At 53.1% G+C, this 21,100-nt stretch carries 22 protein-coding genes; 14 read left to right on the top strand and 8 right to left on the bottom strand.

Going from position 1 to position 21,100, the window contains the following annotated elements; all coding sequences use genetic code 11:
• Positions 1–130: 130 nt before the first annotated feature.
• The 3 genes from FN037_RS01045 to FN037_RS01055 are packed head-to-tail and all read left to right on the top strand — an operon-like array spanning position 131 to position 3,298.
• The gene (locus FN037_RS01045) at positions 131–367 is read left to right on the top strand and encodes a DUF1656 domain-containing protein (protein WP_138358883.1); all 237 of its coding nucleotides are present in this window, start codon (positions 131–133) and stop codon (positions 365–367) included.
• 10 nt (positions 368–377) lie between these two features.
• The gene (locus tag FN037_RS01050) at positions 378–1,274 is read left to right on the top strand and encodes an HlyD family secretion protein (RefSeq protein WP_142501380.1); all 897 of its coding nucleotides are present in this window, start codon (positions 378–380) and stop codon (positions 1,272–1,274) included.
• Positions 1,274–3,298 (top strand): FUSC family protein, encoded by a 2,025-nt coding sequence (locus FN037_RS01055; RefSeq protein WP_142501381.1) that lies wholly within the window; start codon positions 1,274–1,276, stop codon positions 3,296–3,298. Before FN037_RS01050 ends, FN037_RS01055 begins: the two co-directional genes overlap by 1 nt.
• Positions 3,299–3,358: 60 nt before the next feature.
• Here FN037_RS01055 and FN037_RS01060 read toward each other — a convergent pair whose 3' ends face one another.
• Both FN037_RS01060 and FN037_RS01065 read right to left on the bottom strand, forming a co-directional pair.
• Positions 3,359–4,255 (bottom strand): aldo/keto reductase family oxidoreductase, encoded by an 897-nt coding sequence (locus FN037_RS01060; protein ID WP_142501382.1) that lies wholly within the window; start codon positions 4,253–4,255, stop codon positions 3,359–3,361.
• A 48-nt stretch (positions 4,256–4,303) separates the two neighbouring features.
• The gene (locus FN037_RS01065; RefSeq protein ID WP_171034808.1) at positions 4,304–4,546 is read right to left on the bottom strand and encodes a DUF1289 domain-containing protein; all 243 of its coding nucleotides are present in this window, start codon (positions 4,544–4,546) and stop codon (positions 4,304–4,306) included.
• Positions 4,547–4,684: 138 nt separating this feature from the next.
• Here FN037_RS01065 and FN037_RS01070 point away from each other — a divergent pair, with 138 nt between their 5' ends.
• The 4 genes from FN037_RS01070 (at position 4,685) to rnt (ending at position 7,673) form a co-directional block, all read left to right on the top strand.
• The gene (locus FN037_RS01070) at positions 4,685–5,284 is read left to right on the top strand and encodes a TetR/AcrR family transcriptional regulator (RefSeq protein WP_138358875.1); all 600 of its coding nucleotides are present in this window, start codon (positions 4,685–4,687) and stop codon (positions 5,282–5,284) included.
• A gap of 53 nt (positions 5,285–5,337) precedes the next feature.
• Complete coding sequence (locus FN037_RS01075; RefSeq protein ID WP_142501383.1) at positions 5,338–6,435, top strand: alkene reductase; 1,098 nt, start codon at positions 5,338–5,340, stop codon at positions 6,433–6,435.
• Between the two features lie 79 nt (positions 6,436–6,514).
• Positions 6,515–6,922 (top strand): lactoylglutathione lyase, encoded by a 408-nt coding sequence (gene gloA / locus FN037_RS01080; RefSeq protein ID WP_138358871.1) that lies wholly within the window; start codon positions 6,515–6,517, stop codon positions 6,920–6,922.
• A gap of 106 nt (positions 6,923–7,028) precedes the next feature.
• Positions 7,029–7,673, top strand: a complete 645-nt coding sequence (gene rnt, locus FN037_RS01085) for a ribonuclease T (RefSeq protein ID WP_138358869.1) — start codon at positions 7,029–7,031, stop codon at positions 7,671–7,673.
• Positions 7,674–7,726: 53 nt separating this feature from the next.
• Here rnt and grxD read toward each other — a convergent pair whose 3' ends face one another.
• Positions 7,727–8,074: a monothiol glutaredoxin 4 gene (gene grxD / locus FN037_RS01090; RefSeq protein WP_004862717.1), complete on the bottom strand. Its 348-nt coding sequence runs from the start codon at positions 8,072–8,074 to the stop codon at positions 7,727–7,729.
• A gap of 339 nt (positions 8,075–8,413) precedes the next feature.
• On the opposite strand from grxD, the gene FN037_RS01095 reads away from it, so the two are divergent.
• Together FN037_RS01095 and sodB are read left to right on the top strand one after the other, a co-directional pair.
• A complete protein-coding gene (locus FN037_RS01095) occupies positions 8,414–9,298 on the top strand; it encodes a C40 family peptidase (RefSeq protein WP_142501384.1) in 885 nt (294 codons plus the stop codon).
• A 248-nt stretch (positions 9,299–9,546) separates the two neighbouring features.
• Positions 9,547–10,128, top strand: coding sequence for a superoxide dismutase [Fe] (gene sodB, locus FN037_RS01100; RefSeq protein ID WP_142501385.1), 582 nt, complete (start codon positions 9,547–9,549; stop codon positions 10,126–10,128).
• A gap of 56 nt (positions 10,129–10,184) precedes the next feature.
• Here the strand turns inward: sodB and FN037_RS01105 are convergent, their stop codons facing one another.
• The gene (locus FN037_RS01105; RefSeq protein ID WP_138358863.1) at positions 10,185–11,351 is read right to left on the bottom strand and encodes an MFS transporter; all 1,167 of its coding nucleotides are present in this window, start codon (positions 11,349–11,351) and stop codon (positions 10,185–10,187) included.
• A gap of 166 nt (positions 11,352–11,517) precedes the next feature.
• Positions 11,518–11,607 carry a YnhF family membrane protein gene (locus FN037_RS01110; protein ID WP_138358861.1) on the bottom strand — a complete coding sequence of 30 codons (90 nt, stop codon included), beginning with the start codon at positions 11,605–11,607 and terminating at the stop codon, positions 11,518–11,520.
• A 295-nt stretch (positions 11,608–11,902) separates the two neighbouring features.
• Here FN037_RS01110 and purR point away from each other — a divergent pair, with 295 nt between their 5' ends.
• Positions 11,903–12,928 carry an HTH-type transcriptional repressor PurR gene (gene purR / locus FN037_RS01115; protein WP_138358859.1) on the top strand — a complete coding sequence of 342 codons (1,026 nt, stop codon included), beginning with the start codon at positions 11,903–11,905 and terminating at the stop codon, positions 12,926–12,928.
• A gap of 18 nt (positions 12,929–12,946) precedes the next feature.
• On the opposite strand, the gene punR is transcribed toward purR, so the two are convergent.
• A complete protein-coding gene (gene punR, locus FN037_RS01120) occupies positions 12,947–13,858 on the bottom strand; it encodes a DNA-binding transcriptional activator PunR (protein WP_142501386.1) in 912 nt (303 codons plus the stop codon).
• 112 nt (positions 13,859–13,970) lie between these two features.
• Here punR and punC point away from each other — a divergent pair, with 112 nt between their 5' ends.
• Both punC and cfa read left to right on the top strand, forming a co-directional pair.
• Positions 13,971–15,155, top strand: a complete 1,185-nt coding sequence (punC, locus tag FN037_RS01125) for a purine nucleoside transporter PunC (RefSeq protein WP_138358855.1) — start codon at positions 13,971–13,973, stop codon at positions 15,153–15,155.
• Positions 15,156–15,455: 300 nt separating this feature from the next.
• Positions 15,456–16,604: a cyclopropane fatty acyl phospholipid synthase gene (gene cfa / locus FN037_RS01130; protein WP_138358853.1), complete on the top strand. Its 1,149-nt coding sequence runs from the start codon at positions 15,456–15,458 to the stop codon at positions 16,602–16,604.
• Positions 16,605–16,645: 41 nt separating this feature from the next.
• Here cfa and FN037_RS01135 read toward each other — a convergent pair whose 3' ends face one another.
• The gene (locus tag FN037_RS01135) at positions 16,646–17,188 is read right to left on the bottom strand and encodes a PadR family transcriptional regulator (RefSeq protein ID WP_138358851.1); all 543 of its coding nucleotides are present in this window, start codon (positions 17,186–17,188) and stop codon (positions 16,646–16,648) included.
• 215 nt (positions 17,189–17,403) lie between these two features.
• On the opposite strand from FN037_RS01135, the gene FN037_RS01140 reads away from it, so the two are divergent.
• The gene (locus tag FN037_RS01140) at positions 17,404–18,645 is read left to right on the top strand and encodes an OFA family MFS transporter (RefSeq protein WP_138358849.1); all 1,242 of its coding nucleotides are present in this window, start codon (positions 17,404–17,406) and stop codon (positions 18,643–18,645) included.
• 210 nt (positions 18,646–18,855) lie between these two features.
• Here FN037_RS01140 and FN037_RS01145 read toward each other — a convergent pair whose 3' ends face one another.
• Positions 18,856–19,491: a riboflavin synthase subunit alpha gene (locus FN037_RS01145; protein WP_138358847.1), complete on the bottom strand. Its 636-nt coding sequence runs from the start codon at positions 19,489–19,491 to the stop codon at positions 18,856–18,858.
• 229 nt (positions 19,492–19,720) lie between these two features.
• On the opposite strand from FN037_RS01145, the gene mdtK reads away from it, so the two are divergent.
• Positions 19,721–21,094 carry an MdtK family multidrug efflux MATE transporter gene (gene mdtK / locus FN037_RS01150; protein ID WP_138358845.1) on the top strand — a complete coding sequence of 458 codons (1,374 nt, stop codon included), beginning with the start codon at positions 19,721–19,723 and terminating at the stop codon, positions 21,092–21,094.
• Positions 21,095–21,100: the final 6 nt, after the last annotated feature.

A 21,100-nucleotide genomic window follows, 5' to 3' on the forward strand; every position in this document is an offset into this window, starting at 1 on the left:
AATAGTGTGCAGCATTTAAATTACCAAAACAAATGAATTACCAGATTCATTAAAATCAAAATAATGATTTATCATGTAAATAGTCGCATCGCATTAACATTCATCCTGCAACGGCAAAGGATTTTTGCTTGTGAAACTGAGTCTTAACACTGACGGATTGTCGCTCCAGGACCTGGTGTTCGGCGCTTCGGTCTACTTCCCTCCTTTCTTTAAGGCAGTGCTGTTGGGCTTTTTTATCTGGTTGATCATCCATCGCCAGCTTCGCGACTGGATGTACGCCGGTGAGATCTGGCACCCGCTGCTCATGGATCTGTCGTTCTTTGCGCTCTCAGTCTGTCTGGCGCTGGTTTTACTGACCATCTGGTAATGTTCATTGCATGAAAACACTAAAATATCTCTCCACGCTGCTGATCACCGCGCTTGCCATTATTGCCGCATGGCTGGTCTGGAACTACTACACTCAATCGCCATGGACAAGGGACGGCAAGGTACGCGCCGAACAAGTCAACATTACGCCCCAGGTTTCCGGCAGCATCATGCAACTGAATGTGCACGACAACCAGTTGGTTAACGCTGGCGACGTATTGTTCAGAATTGATGACGCTCCCTATAAAATTGCCATTCTCAACGCCCAGGCACAGCTGGCTAAGGCCCAGGCGGACGTCGCCACGGCCCAGGCCGAACAGAAAAATGCCGCCAGCGTTGCCGGGCGCAGGCGTCATCTTGCGCAGAACGCCATCTCAGCGGAAGATCTGGAAAACGCCAATACCGCACTGAATACCGCGAACACGAATCTTGAAGCGGCGAAAGCGGCGGAGGATGTGGCCCGCGCCACGCTCAAACACGCCCAATGGCAGTTGGCGCAGACCGAGATCACTGCACCGGTTGATGGCTGGGTAACCAATCTCTCGACCCGTGTCGGTGATTACGCTACCACCGGCACCCCGGTTTTCGCGCTCATCGATAGCCACTCCTTCTACGTAATAGGTTATTTTGAAGAAACGAAATTGCGTAATATTCATTCCGGCGATCGGGCGCAAATTATTCTCTACAGCAATCAGAAAAAGTTACAGGGTCACGTAGAGAGTATCGGTCGCGCGATTGTCGACCAAAGCGTAGAGAGCAGCGATGCGCTGGTGGCGGATATTAAGCCGAATATTCCATGGGTTCGTCTTGCCCAGCGCGTACCGGTTCGTATTGCGTTTGACTCTCTCCCGCCCGATACCACACTGGTCTCAGGCACCACCTGTACCGTGGCAATTGGCGCGCCATAATGAAACTGCAGGCGCTGACATGGCGCTCGCTGCCGTGGGTTAAAGCCAGTCGTGCGCAGTGGCGCTATGCCCTGCGTAACGGCATCGCGATGTGTCTGGCGCTGAGTATCGCCTACTGGCTGGATCTTGATGAGCCCTACTGGGCGATGACCTCTGCTGCCGTCGTCAGCTTTCCCACCGTCGGTGGCGTGATCAGTAAAAGTTTTGGCCGTATTGCCGGTAGCCTGCTCGGCGCCGGAGCGGCGCTGCTGCTGGCCGGGCATACGCTCAACGATCCCTGGCTGTTTCTCTTTAGCATCTCAGCGTGGATAGCCCTCTGCACCTGGGCCTGCGCAATGTTCACCAATAACGTCGCCTACGCCTTCCAGCTTGCCGGCTACACCTGTGCGATTATCGCCTTCCCGGTGATTAATATCACTGACGCAAACGAACTTTGGACCATCGCCCAGTCTCGCGTCTGCGAAGTTATCGTCGGTATTCTCTGCGGCGGACTGATGATGATGATATTACCCAGCACCTCCGATGGCACAGCCCTGCTGAGCGCGCTAAAGAACATGCATGCCCGTCTGCTGGAACACGCCAGCCTGCTATGGGTCCCGGAAACCACCGAGGCGATCCGCGCCGCGCACGAAAGCGTCATTGGGCAAATAATGACCATGAATCTGCTGCGTATTCAGGCATTCTGGAGCCACTATCGTTTTCGTCGGCAAAACCCGCTGCTGAATTACTTGCTGCACCGGCAGTTGCGCATGACCAGCGTTATTTCAAGCCTGAGACGCATGCTGCTCAACTGGCCCACGGCACCCGCAGGCACACGCCAGATCCTGGAAACCCTGTTAAGCGAACTGGCCAATTCACATACCGACAGCTATAGCATTTCCCGTCTTATCACGCCTCTGGCTCCGCCTGCCGACGCAGACTACCGGCATATTGCCTTCTGGAAGCGCCTGCGCTATTTCTGCCGCCTCTATCTGGAAAGCAGCCGCTGGCTTACGCGTATCGAAAACGCAACCGCCATCACCGAATTTAATGTCCCTTCCGCACCTGCGCTGACCCGCCACACCGACCAGGCCGAAGCCCTGTGGAATGGCGTACGTGCTTTTTGCGCGCTTGTCATGGTCGGCGCGTGGGGGATCGCCACCCAATGGCAATCCTGCGCCGCGGCGTTAACCCTCGCGGCTATCTGCTGCGTGCTCTATTCGCTGTCACCCTCTCCGTTCAAATCATTAACGCTGTTAATGCGCACCCTGATCCTGCTGTCATTGTTCAGCTTTATCGTTAAATTCGGGCTGATGGTGCAGATAACCGATTTATGGCAGTTTCTGCTGTTCCTCTTTCCATTGCTGACGACCATGCAGTTACTTAAACAGCAGATGCCGACGCTGGCTGGCCTATGGGGACAGCTTATTGTTTTTATGGGATCTTTTATTTCGGTGACCAATCCACCGGTTTATGATTATTCGACATTTCTCAACGACAATCTCGGGAAAATTATTGGCGTCGGCCTTGCGTGGCTGGCGTTCGCGGTTATCAGCCCCGGTTCCGATGCCCGTAAAAGTCGCCGCCACATCAGAACGTTACGGCGTCACTTTGTTGACCAGCTTAGCCACTATCCGCAGCATAGTGAACATGAGTTTGAATCGCTGGTTTACCATCACATCAGTCAGTTAAGTCATAGTCAGGATGCGCTGGCGCGCCGCTGGCTGCTGCGCTGGGGCGTGGTATTACTTAACTGCTCCCATGTCGTCTGGCAATTGCGCGAATGGGAAACCCGCTCCGACCCACTCTCGCAAGTGCGCGATTTGTGTATTAGCCTGCTGCGGGATGTGATGAGCGAGCGAGGCGTGCAGCAGCGGCCCCTCGCCGCAACGCTTGAAGAACTACAGAAAATCTGCGATGCCCTTAACCACCACCACCAGCCAGCGGCAAAAGCGCTGGCGGCGATTATCTGGAGACTGTGGTGCGCACTCTCGCAGCTTGAACAGGCGCCGGTGGCCGGGACGATTAGCGAAAGAACACGCTAATGTGCCCGAACCCGGAATGCTCAACGCACAATGCGCCGAAGCAACGCCTGCTTCAGATGATTACGGCACGTCGTAACCCAGCGCCGCCTTACGGATGCGGAACCACTGCTGGCGGGACATCTTCAGTCTCTCCGCGACAATGGCGGCACTCACGCGCTCAATTTTTCCTGACCCAATAATCGGCAGCGGCAGCGAAGGCAAACGCAGGATCCAGGCGTAAATGACCTGCTCGATACTTTCCGCATTAAGCTCCCCGGCAACCCTGACCAGCTCATCACGCAGCGGCTGGAAGCTTTCGTCGCTAAACACTCGCCCACCACCAAGACATGACCAGGCCATTGGCCGGATACGCAACTGCTGGAGCTGATCCAGCGTACCATCAAGCAGCAATGATTGATGCACCGGAGAAATTTCCACCTGGTTAGTTGCCAGCGTAAACGGCAGTCGCGACTGCAACAGGCTAAATTGGGCGGGTGTGAAGTTGGATACGCCGAAATGACGCACCTTCCCGCTATGATGTAAACTGAGAAAAGCTTCTGCCACTTCATCGGCATCCATCAGCGGGTCAGGCCGATGAATAAGCAGCAGGTCGAGACGATCGGTTGCCAGATTGCGTAACGATTGCTCTGCGCTGAGCACAATATGATTGCGGTCGGTAATATAGTGACCGATGGTATTTTCCGCCCGCGCCCTGGTGGCAATCCCGCATTTGGTGACAATTTCCATCCGTTCACGCAGGTGCGGGGCCCGCTTCAACGCTTCGCCAAACGCCGCCTCACAGCGATAGTCACCATAAATATCGGCGTGATCGATGGTTGTGATCCCCAGATCCAGGTGTTGCTCAACAAAGCTCACCAGCGCTTCGGTGGACATATTCCAGTCCATCAAACGCCAGTAGCCCATCACAAAACGAGAGAATTCCGGCCCCTGCGGGGCCATAGCAATACGCTGAACCATAACCGCTTCCTCAACAAAAAAGTCTCCTGAGTATACGCAATTTTATGCTTAAAACAGTGAGGGTTGCTGAGGTTCTTCCGCACTATCCTGTTTCGCTGCACGCAGTTTGCGCAGCAGCCGCTGGCGGCATAAACGCAGAACCTCCTGCTTCTGCGCATCGCTCATCTTCAGCCAGTTAAAACGCTCATCCCGACTACGCAGACACCCCCGACAGTAGCCGCGTTCATCAGACTGACAAATCCCCCGGCACGGGCTTTGTATCGGGAAGAATTCCAGTTGTTCAGGCACCATACCTCTCCTGTCAGCGCGTACTTATTTTATTGAAGACGTTTCAGCCGTCGTTCGCAAATTTTGTTTATCATCACTCGCGTCAGACGACATTTTATTTATCACTTGTAATAGACCAATCGGTCTATTACAGTGGGCGCTATGAATAGATACAGCGAATGTAATACCCGAGAACATATCCTGGCCACGGGCGAGCAACTCTGCATGCACCGTGGTTTTACCGGTATGGGTCTGAGCGAACTACTGAAAACAGCGGAAGTGCCGAAAGGCTCTTTCTACCACTATTTTCGCTCCAAAGAGGCCTTTGGCGTCGCGCTGCTAGACCACCATTACGCCGGGTATCTTCAGCGCCTGGTGGCACTTTTTAACCACGGCGAAGGTAACTATCGCGACCGCCTGCTGGCCTACTATCAGCAGACGCTGACGGAATTTTGCCTGACGGGGGTAATCAGTGGGTGTCTGACGGTAAAACTGTCGGCTGAGGTGTGTGATTTATCGGAGGATATGCGCACCGCGATGGATAAAGGCGCCAGCCAGATTATCGCCCTGCTGAGCGACGCGCTGGAGAAAGGCCGCCAGGAAGGGAGCCTGGCGTTTAATGGTGATGCATTGATGCTCTCTCGGGTGCTTTACTCCCTGTGGTTGGGAGCCAACCTGCAGGCCAAGATTACGCGCTGCGCAACGCCGCTGGAAAGCGCGCTTGCCCACGTCAAAAATATTATTTCGTCGCCAGGCATGTAACAGGCGTTTTTATTTAATCAATTTCAAGACGACCGGTCTACTCAGGAGTTATTATGTCAGAATCAACGTTGTTTACCCCGTTGCAAGTGGGTGCGGTAACCGTAGCCAATCGCGTATTTATGGCTCCGCTGACACGTCTGCGGAGCATTGAACCCGGCGATATTCCAACCCCGCTGATGGGCGAGTACTATCGCCAGCGCGCCAGTTCCGGCCTGATTATTTCCGAAGCCACCCAGATTTCAGCGCAGGCCAAAGGCTACGCGGGGGCGCCAGGTCTGCATAGCCCGGAACAAATTGCCGCCTGGAAAAAAATTACCGCTGGCGTGCACGCCGAAAACGGGCATATGGCCGTTCAACTGTGGCATACCGGACGCATTTCACATAACAGTCTGCAACCTGGCGGCGCAGCCCCGGTTGCGCCATCCGCCATTAGCGCCGGTACCCGGACCTCACTGCGCGATGAAAACGGTCACGCTGTTCGCGTTGATACCTCAATGCCGCGCGCGCTCGAAACCGAAGAGATCCCGGGGATTGTCGATGATTTTCGCCAGGCGGTGGGAAACGCCCGCGATGCCGGTTTCGATCTTGTCGAACTGCACTCCGCCCACGGCTACCTGCTGCACCAGTTTTTGTCCCCTTCTTCTAACCATCGTACCGACCAGTATGGCGGCAGCGTTGAAAATCGCGCTCGCCTGGTGCTGGACGTGGTTGATGCGGCCTGCAAAGAGTGGAACGCCGATCGTATCGGTATTCGCGTCTCGCCAGTCGGCAGCTTCCAGAATGTCGATAACGGCCCGAATGAAGAAGCCGACGCGCTGTATCTGATTGAAGAGCTGGCTAAACGCAACATTGCTTATTTGCACATGTCTGAACCGGACTGGGCTGGCGGTCAACCGTACAGCAATGAATTCCGCCAGAAAGTGCGCGACCGTTTCCCTGGCGTGATTATTGGCGCGGGCGCGTATACGCTTGAGAAGGCCAATAACCTTATCAGTAAAGGATTGATTGATGCGGTAGCCTTTGGTCGCGACTATATTGCCAACCCGGATCTGGTCGCTCGCCTGCAGAACAAGGCCGCACTGAATCCGCAACGCCCGGAAAGCTTCTACGGCGGCGGCGCGGAAGGCTATACCGATTACCCGACGCTGTAATCGCTTAATTGATAGCGGCGGGCTATCGCCGCTATACTCAACGTTCTGATGTATCAAAACTCATTGCATAGGGGACATTATGCGCCTACTTCACACCATGCTGCGCGTTGGCGATCTACAACGTTCAATTGATTTTTACACCAATGTACTGGGCATGAAACTGCTGCGCACCAGTGAAAACACGGAGTATAAATACTCGCTGGCATTCGTGGGTTACGGCGAAGAAAGCGATACCGCTGTTATTGAGCTGACCTATAACTGGGGTGTTGATAAGTACGACCTCGGTAGCGCCTATGGTCATATCGCGCTGAGCGTCGAAAACGCAGCGGAAGCCTGCGAGCGTATTCGTCAGAATGGCGGTAATGTGACGCGTGAGGCGGGCCCGGTTAAAGGTGGCACCACGGTCATCGCTTTCGTCGAAGATCCGGACGGTTACAAAATCGAGCTGATTGAAGAGAAAGATGCCGGCAAAGGCCTCGGCAACTGATCTGCTTCGGGCACCCAGGGTGCCCGCTGTTTTCTCCCCTTCCTGCTGCAAGGCGCGACAAAATTTGCCATAATGCGCGCTACTTTTTTTCCGCTAAGAGAATCTGATGTCCGAGAACGCTCAACTTAATGGTCTGTGCGACCGCTTTCGCGGTTTTTATCCCGTGGTAATTGATGTTGAAACCGCCGGATTTAATGCCAAAACCGACGCCCTGCTGGAGATCGCCGCTATTACGTTGAAGATGGATGAGCAAGGCTGGCTGAAGCCGGACGAAACGTTGCATTTTCATGTTGAACCTTTCGCGGGCGCGAATCTGCAGCCCGAAGCCCTGGCGTTTAATGGGATAAATCCAAACGACCCAGAACGCGGTGCGGTGAGCGAATATGATGCGCTGCACGCCATTTTCAAGATGGTACGTAAGGGGATGAAAGAGAGCGAGTGCAGTCGCGCCATTATGGTGGCGCATAATGCCACGTTCGATCACAGTTTTACGATGGCGGCGGCAGAACGCGCGGCCCTGAAACGTAACCCATTCCACCCGTTTGTCACCTTCGATACCGCCGCGCTAAGCGGGCTGGCGCTCGGTCAGACGGTCTTGTCAAAGGCCTGCATTGCCGCGGGAATGACTTTTGATAGCGCCCAGGCGCACTCGGCGCTGTATGATACTGAGCAAACCGCGCAGTTATTTTGCGAAATCGTTAACCGCTGGAAGCGTCTTGGCGGCTGGCCACTGGCCAAAACTGAAGAATAAGCGATAAAAAAGCGACTACATCAGCAGTCGCTTTTTTATTATTGGCAGCCGAATTACTCTGCTTTCGGCTCGTCGGTCTTGTACTTCGCGGCCGTTTCTTTGATCAACTGCTGCAGTTCGCCGCGCTGATACATTTCAATCACGATGTCACAACCGCCGACCAGCTCTCCATCAACCCACAACTGCGGGAAGGTCGGCCAGTTAGCATATTTCGGCAGCTCTGCGCGAATATCCGGGTTCTGCAGGATATCAACATAGGCAAAACGTTCGCCACAGGCAGAGAGCGCTTGTACAGCCTGGGCGGAAAAACCACAGCTCGGTAGTTTCGGCGACCCTTTCATGTACAGCAGGATTGGGTTTTCAGCGATTTGACGCTGGATTTTTTCTACAGTCGTACTCATTGTCGTGCTTCCTTAAACTTCTCTACGGCAGTAATCTGTCATTGTAGCGCTCTGAACGCAGGACCGATAATAACATTTTTTTCACTTGTCATATCTTATCTTCTGTCGACAAAAGTTGCCTTAAAAATATTATTTTATTGCCATCGGCGGCAACGCATTGCGTACTTTTCACCCGGCGAAACGGCTGCCGGACGTATTTTTTTGCAAATGTTAACCAAACGAGACTTTAGATACAAAAGAGTATTAACTTTCCGGGATTTTATGTTTTAGAATCGATGCGTTTTGTCTTTCATCGTCAGGCATCTGTATGTGTCTGTAATTTAACCAGAGGATTGCTCAGTGGCGCGTCTTAATAAAACCGCGATTTCGCTCTGTGCATTACTTTTCACATCGTTTTCTCTTACCCCCCTGGCGCATGCTTCCGGGCATACGCACACTTCTGCTTCACTAAAATCACATCAGGCCAAAGGCACTACCCCGGAGCGTAAGAAAAAAGCCGTAAGTTCCAGAAGCAAGAGCAGCGCCAGAACCTCCAGCAAGAAAACCTCGACCACCAGACGGATAACACACCCCACTTCCGGTACGCCATCAACCCAAACCGCGCTTCATCGCCAGGTCGCCAGCGCCACGAAAAAATGTGTGCTCCGCAAAGGCTATAAAAAATTGTGCGCAGGCCCGGCAAAATCGGAGGCTGAAAACAGGGTTGTCCGGGCCAGCGTCCAGAAAAAGTGCATCGTGCGTAAGGGGTATAAAACCCGCTGCCGCCCCATCGCCGACGAACGGAAGATCACCCTTTCCGAAGCGCACAAAATTCGGGTACAAAAAGCACAGAACACCGCCATGTCAAAACTGATGAATCAGATTGGCAAGCCCTATCGCTGGGGCGGTACCTCGCCGCGCACCGGGTTTGACTGCAGCGGTCTGGTGTATTACGCCTATAAAGATCTGGTAAAAATCCACATTCCGCGCACTGCCAATGAGATGTATCACCTGCGCGATGCCCGTCCGGTCGATCGCGACGAGCTGCAAAGCGGAGATTTAGTCTTCTTTCGTACTCGTGGGCGCGGTACCGCCGATCACGTCGGCGTCTATGTGGGCAACGGCAAGTTCATTCAGTCCCCGCGCACCGGTCGCGATATTCAGATAACCTCATTAAGTGAAGATTACTGGTTACGTCACTATGTTGGCGCCCGACGCGTTATGACGCCAAAAACGATTCGCTGATTCTGCCCCGTCGTGACGACGACGGAGTAACGTTCTCTTTTGTCACATCTTTTAATTTGCTACTATTACCTTGCGAAATACATGGTTATTACGCGTCCAATGCCCTGAATAATTTGCGTTGCATAACGAAGCGGGGAGCCGTTTTGTACAACGCCCGCGCGGTCCTTCATAGGGCACGCCTGGAACGGACAAACTGCACGGGATGCAGCCGAAGTATGACGGGTATAACGATAAAAAGGAGAGTAGCAATGTCGTTTGAATTACCTGCATTACCATATGCAAAAGACGCCCTGGCGCCGCACATTTCCGCAGAAACCCTGGAATACCATTATGGCAAACACCACCAGGCCTATGTCACCAACCTCAACAACCTGATCAAGGGGACTGCGTTTGAAGGCAAAACCTTAGAAGAGATCGTGCGTTCTTCCGACGGCGGCGTCTTTAATAACGCAGCCCAGGTCTGGAACCACACCTTCTACTGGAACTGCCTGGCACCCAATGCGGGCGGCGAACCGGAAGGCGCACTGGCGGCAGCTATCGCTAAATCCTTCGGCAGTTTTGCGGATTTCAAAGCCAAATTCACCGACGCAGCCGCTAAAAACTTCGGCGCAGGCTGGACCTGGCTGGTGAAAAACGCCGACGGCAGCCTCGCTATTGTCTCCACCAGCAACGCGGGCACGCCGCTGACTGGCGATGCCACGCCGCTGCTGACCGTGGATGTCTGGGAACATGCTTACTATATCGACTACCGTAACGCTCGCCCGAACTATCTGGAACACTTCTGGGCGCTGGTAAACTGGAAGTTTGTTGCCGCTAATCTGGCCGCCTAAAAGCAAACCGCAGAAAGATTGCCCTTTCTGCGGTTATTTTTTCAGTTCATGCAATATTAGTGGTTGGCGAAGGCTTCTTCCTGTTGCGTCCCGCCGCTGAACAGCACCAGCAAGAACGCGAGGCCAGCAATAATCGCGCCCATCACCGGGACAAACGCGTACCCCAGACCAGCGGAAATCACCGCGCCGCCGACAGCCGCGCCCAGCGCATTCCCAAGATTGAAGGCACCGATATTCACTGATGAGGAGAGCCCTGGCGCCTCGTGAGCCAGCCGCATTACGCGCATCTGTAAAGGCGGCACCACCGCAAAGGTCGCCATGCCCCAGACAACCATACTGATAGCCGCGCCAGTCTGCGATTTGGCCAGCAGCGGAATGGCCAGCATAATCGCCATCAGCAACAACAAAAAGCCTTTTAACGTTCCGGTGACAGAACGATCCGCAAATTTCCCGCCAAGGTAGTTACCCAATGAGAAGCCCACGCCAATCAGCACCAGCATGGCTGTAATAAACAGCGGAGACGCATTGTTGATCGTCCGCAGCACGGGCGAAATATAGGTATAGAGCGTGAACATCGCGCCAGCCCCCAGTACGGTCGTGAGCAAGGCCGATAGTACCTGCGGGCGCATCAGCACCGACAGTTCCTGCTTCACGTTCGGACGCTCCCCACTACTGCCTTTCGCCAGGGAAAACCACAGGCCTGTCATCGCCACGATACCCAGACCCGCCATAGCCAGAAACGACATACGCCAGCCGATGGTCTCACCCAGCCAGGTTGCTGCGGGAACACCGCCGATATTGGCAATCGTCAGCCCCATAAACATTGTCGCCACAGCGCTGGCCTGTTTATGTTTTGGCACCACGCTCGCCGCCACCACCGAGCCTAAGCCAAAGAACGCGCCATGATTAAGACTGGTGATAATACGCGACAGCAGCAGCATGGTGTAATCCGGCGCAATTGCCGAGAGCACATTGCCTAAAGTAAAAATAGCCATCAGAAAAACCAGCGCATTTCTGCGCGCCCGATGAGAGAGCAATAACGTCATCAGCGGCGCACCGATCATGACGCCGATGGCATAGGCGCTAATCAACATTCCCGCCACCGGAATTGAAACATCCACGCCTTTGGCAATAACCGGTAACATGCCCATTGGGGAGAACTCGGTCGTACCGATACCGAAAGCCCCGATCGCCAGAGCAAGCAAGGGGAAATTAATTTTCATGCAAAACACTCCATCAGGCCGCCTTCTACAACGGCATTGCGTCAGAAGCTAAAAGCATGACATCAATCACAGAAAAGCAGAAGTAAACGAAATGGCAAAAGATTTTTGCAAAACGGATAATAATCGTCAGATAAAAAAGGGAGCGCGATGTCTCCCTGACGTGAAATTAGTGCAATACTGCGGTTAATCCTGCAGCAACAATCAAGCCCAGGACAATAATCGTTGTTGTCAGCGAATACCTTAAATTTGTATCCATCAATTTTCCCCCTGATTATCCCCACATAAAAAGTGAGTACGATCATTTTTGCACAGAATAGCGTAAAAATCTTCCGAGATTTAGCATGATGCACATTTTTACTCTTCCCCTTTGCCCCAAGATCGGACAAAATTCCACGCTAATTTGAAAGCGTATCGGCCATTGACCCCTTCCTGTCGTTCTGTGTCGTTTTCCCGACGTGATGCAATGATGATTTTTAGCATCAGGGTGTGTGCAGGCAAACGTTTACGTAGCGATACACAGACGATCAGGTCAAGGTCTGGAGTGAGGAATAATGGCAACTATTAAAGATGTAGCGAAGCGCGCAAACGTTTCCACTACAACTGTTTCACACGTAATTAACAAAACGCGTTTCGTTGCGGAAGAGACGCGCAATGCAGTATGGGCGGCGATTAAAGAACTGCACTACTCTCCCAGCGCTGTCGCCCGTAGCCTGAAGGTGAATCACACCAAGTCTATTGGTCTGCTGGCTACCAGCAGCGAAGCGGCCTATTTTGCGGAAATTATTGAATCAGTTGAGAAAAGCTGCTTCCAGAAAGGCTACACCCTGATCCTCGGCAACGCCTGGAACGATCCTGAGAAACAGCGCGCCTATTTGTCAATGATGGCGCAAAAACGCGTAGATGGTCTGCTGGTGATGTGTTCTGAATATCCGGAATCGGTGTTGAGTATGCTGGAAGAGTACCGCCATATTCCCATGGTGGTAATGGACTGGGGGGAAGCAAAAGCCGATTTCACCGACGCGGTGATCGATAACGCCTTTGAAGGCGGCTACCTTGCCGGACGCTATCTGATTGAGCGCGGCCATCACGATATTGGGGTCATCCCCGGCCCGCTGGAGCGCAACACTGGCGCCGGTCGGCTGGCGGGCTTTATGAAAGCCATGGAAGAGGCGCGAATTACTGTTCCTGAAAACTGGATTGTACAGGGTGATTTTGAGCCGGAATCCGGCTATCGCGCAATGCAACAAATTCTCAGCCAGCATCACCGCCCGACGGCAATTTTCTGCGGCGGGGATATTATGGCAATGGGTGCAATCTGCGCAGCGGACGAAATGGGCCTGCGCGTACCGCAGGATATTTCGCTGATCGGTTATGATAATGTGCGCAACGCTCGCTACTTCAGCCCGGCGCTGACCACCATCCATCAGCCAAAAGACTCGCTGGGCGAGGCTGCATTCAACATGCTACTGGACCGTATCGTCAATAAACGTGAAGTCTCCCGGTCGATTGAAGTGCATCCGCGCCTTGTCGAGCGCCGTTCGGTGGCCGATGGCCCGTTTATCGATTACCGTCGTTAACACCATGTGCGGCGTCGGTTATTCCGGCGCCCGCAACCATTCACGGTTCAGCGTTTCGCTGTCGCCAAGATAATCCAGCAGCCACAGCAGCGCAGGAGATGCATCGCTTTGTTGCCAGGTCAGGCAACAGGCGGCGTCCGGGAATGGATTTTCCAGCGCCAGCGCAGCCCATTTACCGCTATCCAGCCACGGACGCGCCAGATGTTCTGGCACCATGCCGACACACAGTCCGGCGGAAAGGCAGGTTGCGGAAGCATCCCAGTCCGGCACCACTACCCTCTTCTGATTATCCAGCAGCCAGGTCGTGCGCTTCGGCAACGAACGTGACGTATCCTCTCTGACCAGCGATGGCCAGTTGCGTAATACATCGTCGCTCAGTGGGCCCGCCATTTTTGCCAGCGGATGGTGGCTGGCGACAACGCAACTCCAGCTCAGCATCCCCATATCACGGAAGGCATAGCGCCCCCCGACCGGAATCGAACGCGTCGCCCCGATCGCTAATTCCGCACGGCCATCGGCCAGCGCGTCCCAGACGCCGTTGAAAACCTCCTGAGCAACAATCAGCTCAACATCGTCAAAATGGCGATAAAAATCAACGATCATTTGCCGCATACGCGTGGGTTTGACGATGTTATCGACTGCGATGGACAACTGCCCGCGCCAGCCGTTGGCTATCTGCTGGCACTGCTGACGGGTGATCTGCATTTTTTTGATAACAGAGCGCCCTTCCTGCAAAAACCAGACTCCGGCGGGCGTTAATTCCACATCCCGATGACGACGTTCAAACAGCGGAACCGCCAGCCACTCTTCCAGTTGACGAACGGTATAGCTGACAGCAGAAGGCACACGATGCAACTCCTGCGCTGCGGCGCTAAAGCTGCCATTGCGGGCAACAGCATCAACAACTTCAAGCGAGTATTCCGACCACATTTTTTGCCTGCAAAATTTTTGAAATGAACGAACAAATATTAGCGTTTCACAAGCCGGAATGCACTCCCTACACTCTGCCGCATCATCGCCGTATCACTGAAATGAGAGTTTTATGCAACAACCTGGGAAAGGATTTTTAGTCTGGCTGGCGGGGCTTAGCGTGCTCGGTTTCCTCGCCACTGATATGTATTTGCCGGCGTTTGCCGCCATTCAACAGGATTTGAATACCTCCGCGTCCGCGGTCAGCGCCAGCCTGAGCTTATTCCTTGCCGGCTTTGCTATTGGACAACTGTTCTGGGGGCCCGTCTCTGACCGCTACGGTCGTAAGCCGGTGCTGTTCTGCGGCCTACTGATTTTCGCCCTCGGCTGTCTGGGCATGCTCTGGGTTCAGGACACCCGGCTGATGCTGGCGCTGCGTTTTGTCCAGGCCATTGGCGTTTGCGCCGCCGCAGTCACCTGGCAGGCGCTGGTCACCGATTACTATCCGGCGCATCGCACGAACCGTATTTTTGCCACCATTATGCCGCTGGTCGGACTCTCTCCCGCGCTGGCGCCGCTGCTCGGTAGCTGGCTGTTGGTACATTTCGACTGGCAGGCTATTTTTGCTGTCCTGGCCGCTGTGGCTCTGGTGCTGATCCTGCCGACCATTCGTCTGAGATCTGTTAATAAGCCATCCGTCAATACACAGCAAAAGCTCACTTTCTTTACCCTGCTTCGCTCACGTGAATATAGCGGTAATGTGCTGATTTACGCCGCCTGCTCCGCAAGCTTTTTTGCCTGGCTGACCGGCTCACCTTTTATTCTCCATGATATGGGCTATGGCCCAACGGCGGTCGGTCTGAGCTACATTCCGCAAACTATCGCTTTTCTGGTGGGCGGTTACGGCTGCCGCGCGGCCCTGCAAAAGTGGTCAGGCGGGCAAATCCTGCCCTGGCTGCTGGCTATCTTCACTATCAGCGTTGCCGCCATCTGGATGACCGGCCTGCAGGATAATGTCACGCTGGTCGGATTGATGATCCCGTTCTGCGCCATGGCGGCGGTAAATGCGGGAATTTATCCCATCGTTGTCGCTCAGGCCCTGAAGCCCTTTCCACAGGCCACCGGCCGCGCCGCCGCGTTGCAAAATACCTTACAGCTCGGTCTCTGTTTCGTTACCAGTCTGCTTGTCTCGGCACTCATTGCGCATCCACTGCAAACCACCACCCGCGTGATGCTGGTCTCCATTGTGCTTGCCGGCATCGGTTATCGTCTGCAACACAACGCTGCGCGGCGGGTAACTGACACGTCGCATGCCTAAAATAGACGCCTGACTGGCCCCCGGATTTAGTCATTAGCTGGCTAAGATATTTTTATTGAAAGCCCGTTTTTAGCGGCCTATACTGAATCCGGTATCACATAAATAGAATATTCAACAAATCTTAACGGGAGCAGGATGCATCCCGTTTCACCATGGATGGCCTTTCGGCAAGGGTTATCTCCCTTCCTCTGTTCTACGTCGGATAGCAGTCTCGCGGTTAATCCGTGGGATTTCTCACAAAACCAAAAAAACGTCTACGCTGTTTTAAGGTTCTGATCACTTGGGCGTGATGGAGAAGCTATGAGTTCATCGTGTATAGAAGAAGTAAGTGTACCAAATGATGACTGGTACCGGATTGCAGCTGAATTGTTAGGCCGTGCCAATATTGAGATCAACGGCCCCGCCCCCTCCGATCTGCAGATTAAAAATCCGCATTTTTTTAAACGCGTCCTGCAGGAAGGGTCACTGGGATTAGGCGAGAGTTATATGGACGGCTGGTGGGATTGTGAGCGACTGGATATATTTTTCTATAAGGTCCTGCGGGCCGGTCTGGAGAATCAACTCCCGCACCATCTTAAAGATACGCTACGTATTGCTGGCGCTCGTTTGTTCAATCTGCAAAGCAAAAAAAGATCATGGATTGTCGGTAGAGAACACTACGATTTAGGCAACGATCTCTTTAGCCGCATGCTCGATCCTTATATGCAATATTCCTGCGGTTACTGGAAAGATGCGCAGAATCTGGACGCCGCTCAGCAGGCAAAATTAGATCTTATTTGCCGAAAATTACAGCTTGAACCCGGAATGCGGGTACTGGATATCGGCTGCGGCTGGGGCGGGCTGGCGTACTACATGGCGAAAAACTACCAGGTCAGCGTTGTTGGCGTCACGATCTCCGCGGAACAGCAGAAGATGGCTCAACAGCGTTGCGCAGGGCTGGACGTGACGATTTTACTCCAGGACTATCGGGATCTGCACGATAGTTTCGACCGTATCGTTTCGGTCGGGATGTTCGAGCATGTCGGGCCTAAAAACTACAATACCTATTTTGAAGTGGTCGATCATAACTTAAAACCTGATGGTCGCTTCCTGCTGCATACGATCGGTTCGAAAAAAACCGGCCACAGCGTTGATCCGTGGATCAATAAATATATCTTTCCTAACGGGTGTCTGCCGTCGGTACGTCATATTGCCGAAGCCAGTGAAACGCATTTCGTGATGGAAGACTGGCATAATTTCGGCGCCGATTATGACACTACCCTGATGGCCTGGTATGAGCGTTTCCTTAATAGCTGGCCGGAAATTGCCGATAACTATTCGGATAGATTCAAACGCATGTTCAGTTATTATCTAAATGCCTGTGCCGGCGCTTTCCGCGCGCGCGATATTCAGCTCTGGCAGGTCGTTTTTTCTCGCGGCGCAGAGCACGGTCTTCGCGTTGCTCGTTAATTTCTGCTCCACCTGCGCCCCTGGCGCAGGTGTTTTCTCTTTTATTCACCGCGACGGCAATAACCAATACATTTATCAATCCAGCGCAAAACGCTCTCCTGACGACATATCGCCCCTTCAAGCACAATAAAATCACCAAATCTGTCACTTTCAAGAGGTGGAACCTGCGCGTACTGTTCCATTGTTTTTTGCAGAACATTTAACCTTTCGAGGTGCTGTATGCGCTGATTTTCCAACAGATGAATACGCGTACTGACATCAAGATAGTGGGAAAAATACATACGAACCCGAAAAACATCTTTTGCCGTTTTTTCTATTGGCTCATCTTTATGTAGCCATTTCAGCAGTTCATCCCTTCCGGTATCGGTAATGCTGTATTTCTTTTTTTCCAGAATATCGCCGCTGATTTCGATGTCGTAAGTGACCAGTCCATCGTGATACATGCGCTTTAGCTCACCATAAATCTGGCTATGTTTCGCATGCCAGAACTTTGCCAGTTCATGGTTAAACGCCTTGCTGATGTCATAGCCGGTCATTGCCGTACGGTTAAGTAAGCCCAGAATGGCATAAGTTAAAACTCTCATTTCGCCTCACCTGTGATCTCTGTGCGCAGTATAGCACGCGTCACTCTCCGCATTACGCCTTCTTGCCACGTCAACAGCCATGTCAAATAAAACATGTAATCATTGACATGATTTATAACGTGGTTTAGCGTCTGATCAGAACGATTACCACGCAAGAATTGTTAATAAAACATTGATTTTGTTGCTTAATAGAAAATTTCATCGAGGATAAAAACATGGATTACTCAAAAAAAAGATGGCGGATCCTGATAGCAAGTTGCTTTATCAATCTATGCGTAGGCTCGATGTACGCCTGGAGCGTTTTTGCCACGCCGATGGCTGACTACCTCTCACAACTTCACAACGCCAATATCACCTCTGCCGATCTGGCTATCGTTTTTGTCATCTGCAACTCTGTTGGTCCCATAACGATGATCAGCGGGGGCAAAATAAACGATACATTTGGCCCCCGTATGGTGATTTTCACTGGCGGACTCATGTTTGGCGGCGGGATGATCCTCTGCGGTTTTGCCTCGCAAATCAGTCATCTGATCTGGGCATATGGAATATTAACCGGTCTGGGATTAGGAATGGTCTACGGGGCGACCATTAGCACCTCTATCAAATTTTTCCCCGATAAACGCGGTTTTGTCGGCGGTGTCACCACTGCCCTGTTTGGCATCAGTTCGGTGATCATTCCGCCGATTGCCGGGATAATTACCGCCGAGGCCGGTATTCTGTCTGCCTTTAAAATCATCGGACTGGGTTTCGCGGTTATTATCTGCGCCTGCGCTTTCGTCATCGATAAATGCCCGCATGGCTTTAGTCCGGACGGCTGGCAACCGCCGCAACACGCGCGAAACATCATGCCTTCAGGGAATAAAACCTGGCGGCAAATGATGTCCAGCTTCAATTTTTATCTTATGCTCATCATGCTGACCTGCGGCGCCGTCGCCGGACTCATGTGCATTTCTCTGGCCTCTCCGCTGGCAAAAATCATGGTCGGGATGTCCACGGCCGCCGCAACGCTGGCCGTTTCCGTTCTCGCTCTTTTCAACGTCCTGGGACGGGTCATGGCGGGCATGATTTCCGACAAAATCGGCCGCATTAATACCCTGATGCTCGCCTGTATCCTCTCTATTCCAGGCCTCAGTGCTCTCTACTACACGGGCATCGGCGACGATGCGCTGTTTTACACGGGAATTTCCATTATCGGTATCTGTTTTGGTGCCTTTATGGGTGTTTTTCCTGGCTTCACCGCCGACCAATTCGGCGCACAGCACAACAGCGTGAACTTCGGCATTATGTTCTGCGGTTTCGCTATCGCCGGTTACGTCGGACCAACCATTATGTCCTCAACGTTTGCCGCCACTCACAGTTACCACAGCGCCTTTCCCGTCGGCATCGCATTTAGCGTCACCGCGCTGGTGCTCGCCTTAATTTTTCGCCTGATAAATAAAAATATTCTGCTTAAATAACGCCGGAGAACAACCCCATGACAAAAGCGCGCGCCGCGAGACAATCGATCAACTGCGCGACTGCGCGCCGTGGGTGGCGCTGGTGGGTGATTACGTGAAGATCCCGACAATTACAACCGCAATTTATCAGGGCCATCACGCGGCAATGGATATCTGACGGTTAGTATGTCAATCGGCAGCCCGATCACGCCTGTCGGGCTGCGTACCGGGTTACTCTGTCGCCGTTTTCTGCGCCGCCTCTTTCGCCGCCAGCACGCGCTCGACGGTATCAATCACCGCCTGCGTCTGCGGATCGATTTCAATATTCACCCGATCGCCCAGCTTTTTCGCGCCAAGCGTGGTGCGCTGGAGCGTTTCCGGAATTAAATGCACACAAAAGCGCGTCGGGGTCACTTCGCCGACGGTCAGACTGATCCCGTCCACGCCAATATATCCTTTATAAAGGATATATTTCATTAACGCCGGGTCCTGAACCTTAAACCAGATTTGACGGTTATTTTCCGAGGTCAGAATTTTCACCACTTCGGCGGTGGTCATGATATGACCGGACATCAGATGACCGCCAATTTCGTCGCTGAATTTAGCCGCACGCTCAACGTTCACGCTATCGCCTGCACGGACTGCGCCCAGGTTGGTGACTCGCAGTGTCTCTTTCATCAGGTCAAAACTCACCCGTGCGCCGTCGATATGCGTGACGGTCAAACAACACCCATTGTGCGCCACCGACGCCCCCGTTTCGAGCCCTGAAAGCATATGCTCAGGTAATTCCACTACGTGGGTGCGAAAATTGGGTTTCTCGTCAATGGACAGCACTTTCGCGGTCCCCTGCACAATACCGGTAAACATGTTTTGCTCCTGTATAAACTCATGACGGTATCATTACCGTTTTAGGCTATATGGAACAATAACAGGTGGTAAAACAGGTTGCCAGCGAACAACGTCTACTGGGATTTTTTCACTGGATAAATAGCCAATCCTCGCTACAATGGTCTGGAAAATCCCCCTGTTTTTCTTCTTGCTGCTATGTAGAGCGGCTTTTTTAGTCCAAAAATAACAACAATATAAAGGTGTTCACGTGCAGAAGTACTTTATTGAAGCGCGTCAGTTGTTAGCGCTGGCAATACCCGTTATCCTCGCTCAGGTTGCCCAGACCGCTATGGGATTCGTCGATACCGTAATGGCGGGCGGTTACAGCGCCACCGATATGGCAGCCGTGGCTATCGGTACCTCCATTTGGTTACCGGTGATCCTTTTCGGCCATGGTCTGCTGCTGGCGATGACCCCGATCATTGCTCAGCTTAATGGTTCAGGTCGTCGCGACCGTATCGCCCATCAGGTGCGTCAGGGTTTCTGGCTGGCTGGCTTCGTCTCAATGCTGGTGATGGTTATCCTGTGGAACGCAGGTTACATCATCAGTTCCATGCATGATATTGACCCGGCGATGGCGGAGAAAGCCGTTGGCTACCTGCGCACCCTGTTATGGGGAGCGCCCGGCTATCTCTTCTTTCAGGTCGCGCGTAACCAGTGTGAAGGTCTGGCGAAGACCAAGCCGGGCATGGTTATGGGGTTTATCGGCCTGCTGGTCAACATTCCCGTGAACTACATCTTTATCTACGGTCATTTCGGTATGCCAGAGCTGGGTGGTATTGGTTGCGGCGTGGCGACGGCTGCCGTTTACTGGGTGATGTTTTTCAGTATGATCTTCTGGGTGCGCCGCGCGCGCTCAATGCGGGATATTCGCAGCCACGAAGGTTTCGGCAAACCGGACGTAGCTGTTCTTAAGCGCCTGGTACAACTGGGCCTGCCGATTGCGCTGGCGCTGTTTTTCGAAGTGACCCTGTTTGCCGTGGTGGCGCTGCTGGTCTCTCCGCTGGGGATCATCAATGTCGCCGGACATCAGATTGCCCTTAACTTCAGTTCGCTAATGTTCGTGTTACCGCTCTCCCTGGGCGCGGCGGTGACGATTCGCGTCGGTTTCCGTCTTGGGCAGGGCTCAACGCTGGAAGCACAAACTTCGGCCAGAACCGGCCTGGGCGTTGGCGTGTGTATGGCCGTTATCACCGCCATTTTCACTATTCTGATGCGCAAGCAAATTGCGCTGCTGTATAACGACAACCCTGAGGTCGTTATGCTGGCTTCCCAGTTAATGTTGTTAGCGGCGATCTACCAGATTTCCGACTCCATTCAGGTGATTGGCAGCGGGATCCTGCGTGGTTATAAAGATACCCGCTCCATCTTCTTTATCACCTTTATCGCCTATTGGGTGCTCGGGCTGCCGAGCGGCTATCTGCTGGCGCTGACCGACGTCGTTGTCCCGCGCCTGGGGCCCGCGGGTTTCTGGTGGGGATTTATTATTGGTTTAACCTCCGCTGCCATCATGATGATGCTGCGTATGCGTTTCCTGCAGCGTCAGCCTTCCAGCATCATTCTACAGCGTGCTGCGCGTTAAGCCTGT

The organism is Klebsiella sp. 2680, from assembly GCF_900198535.1.
Classification (GTDB): domain Bacteria; phylum Pseudomonadota; class Gammaproteobacteria; order Enterobacterales; family Enterobacteriaceae; genus Klebsiella; species Klebsiella indica.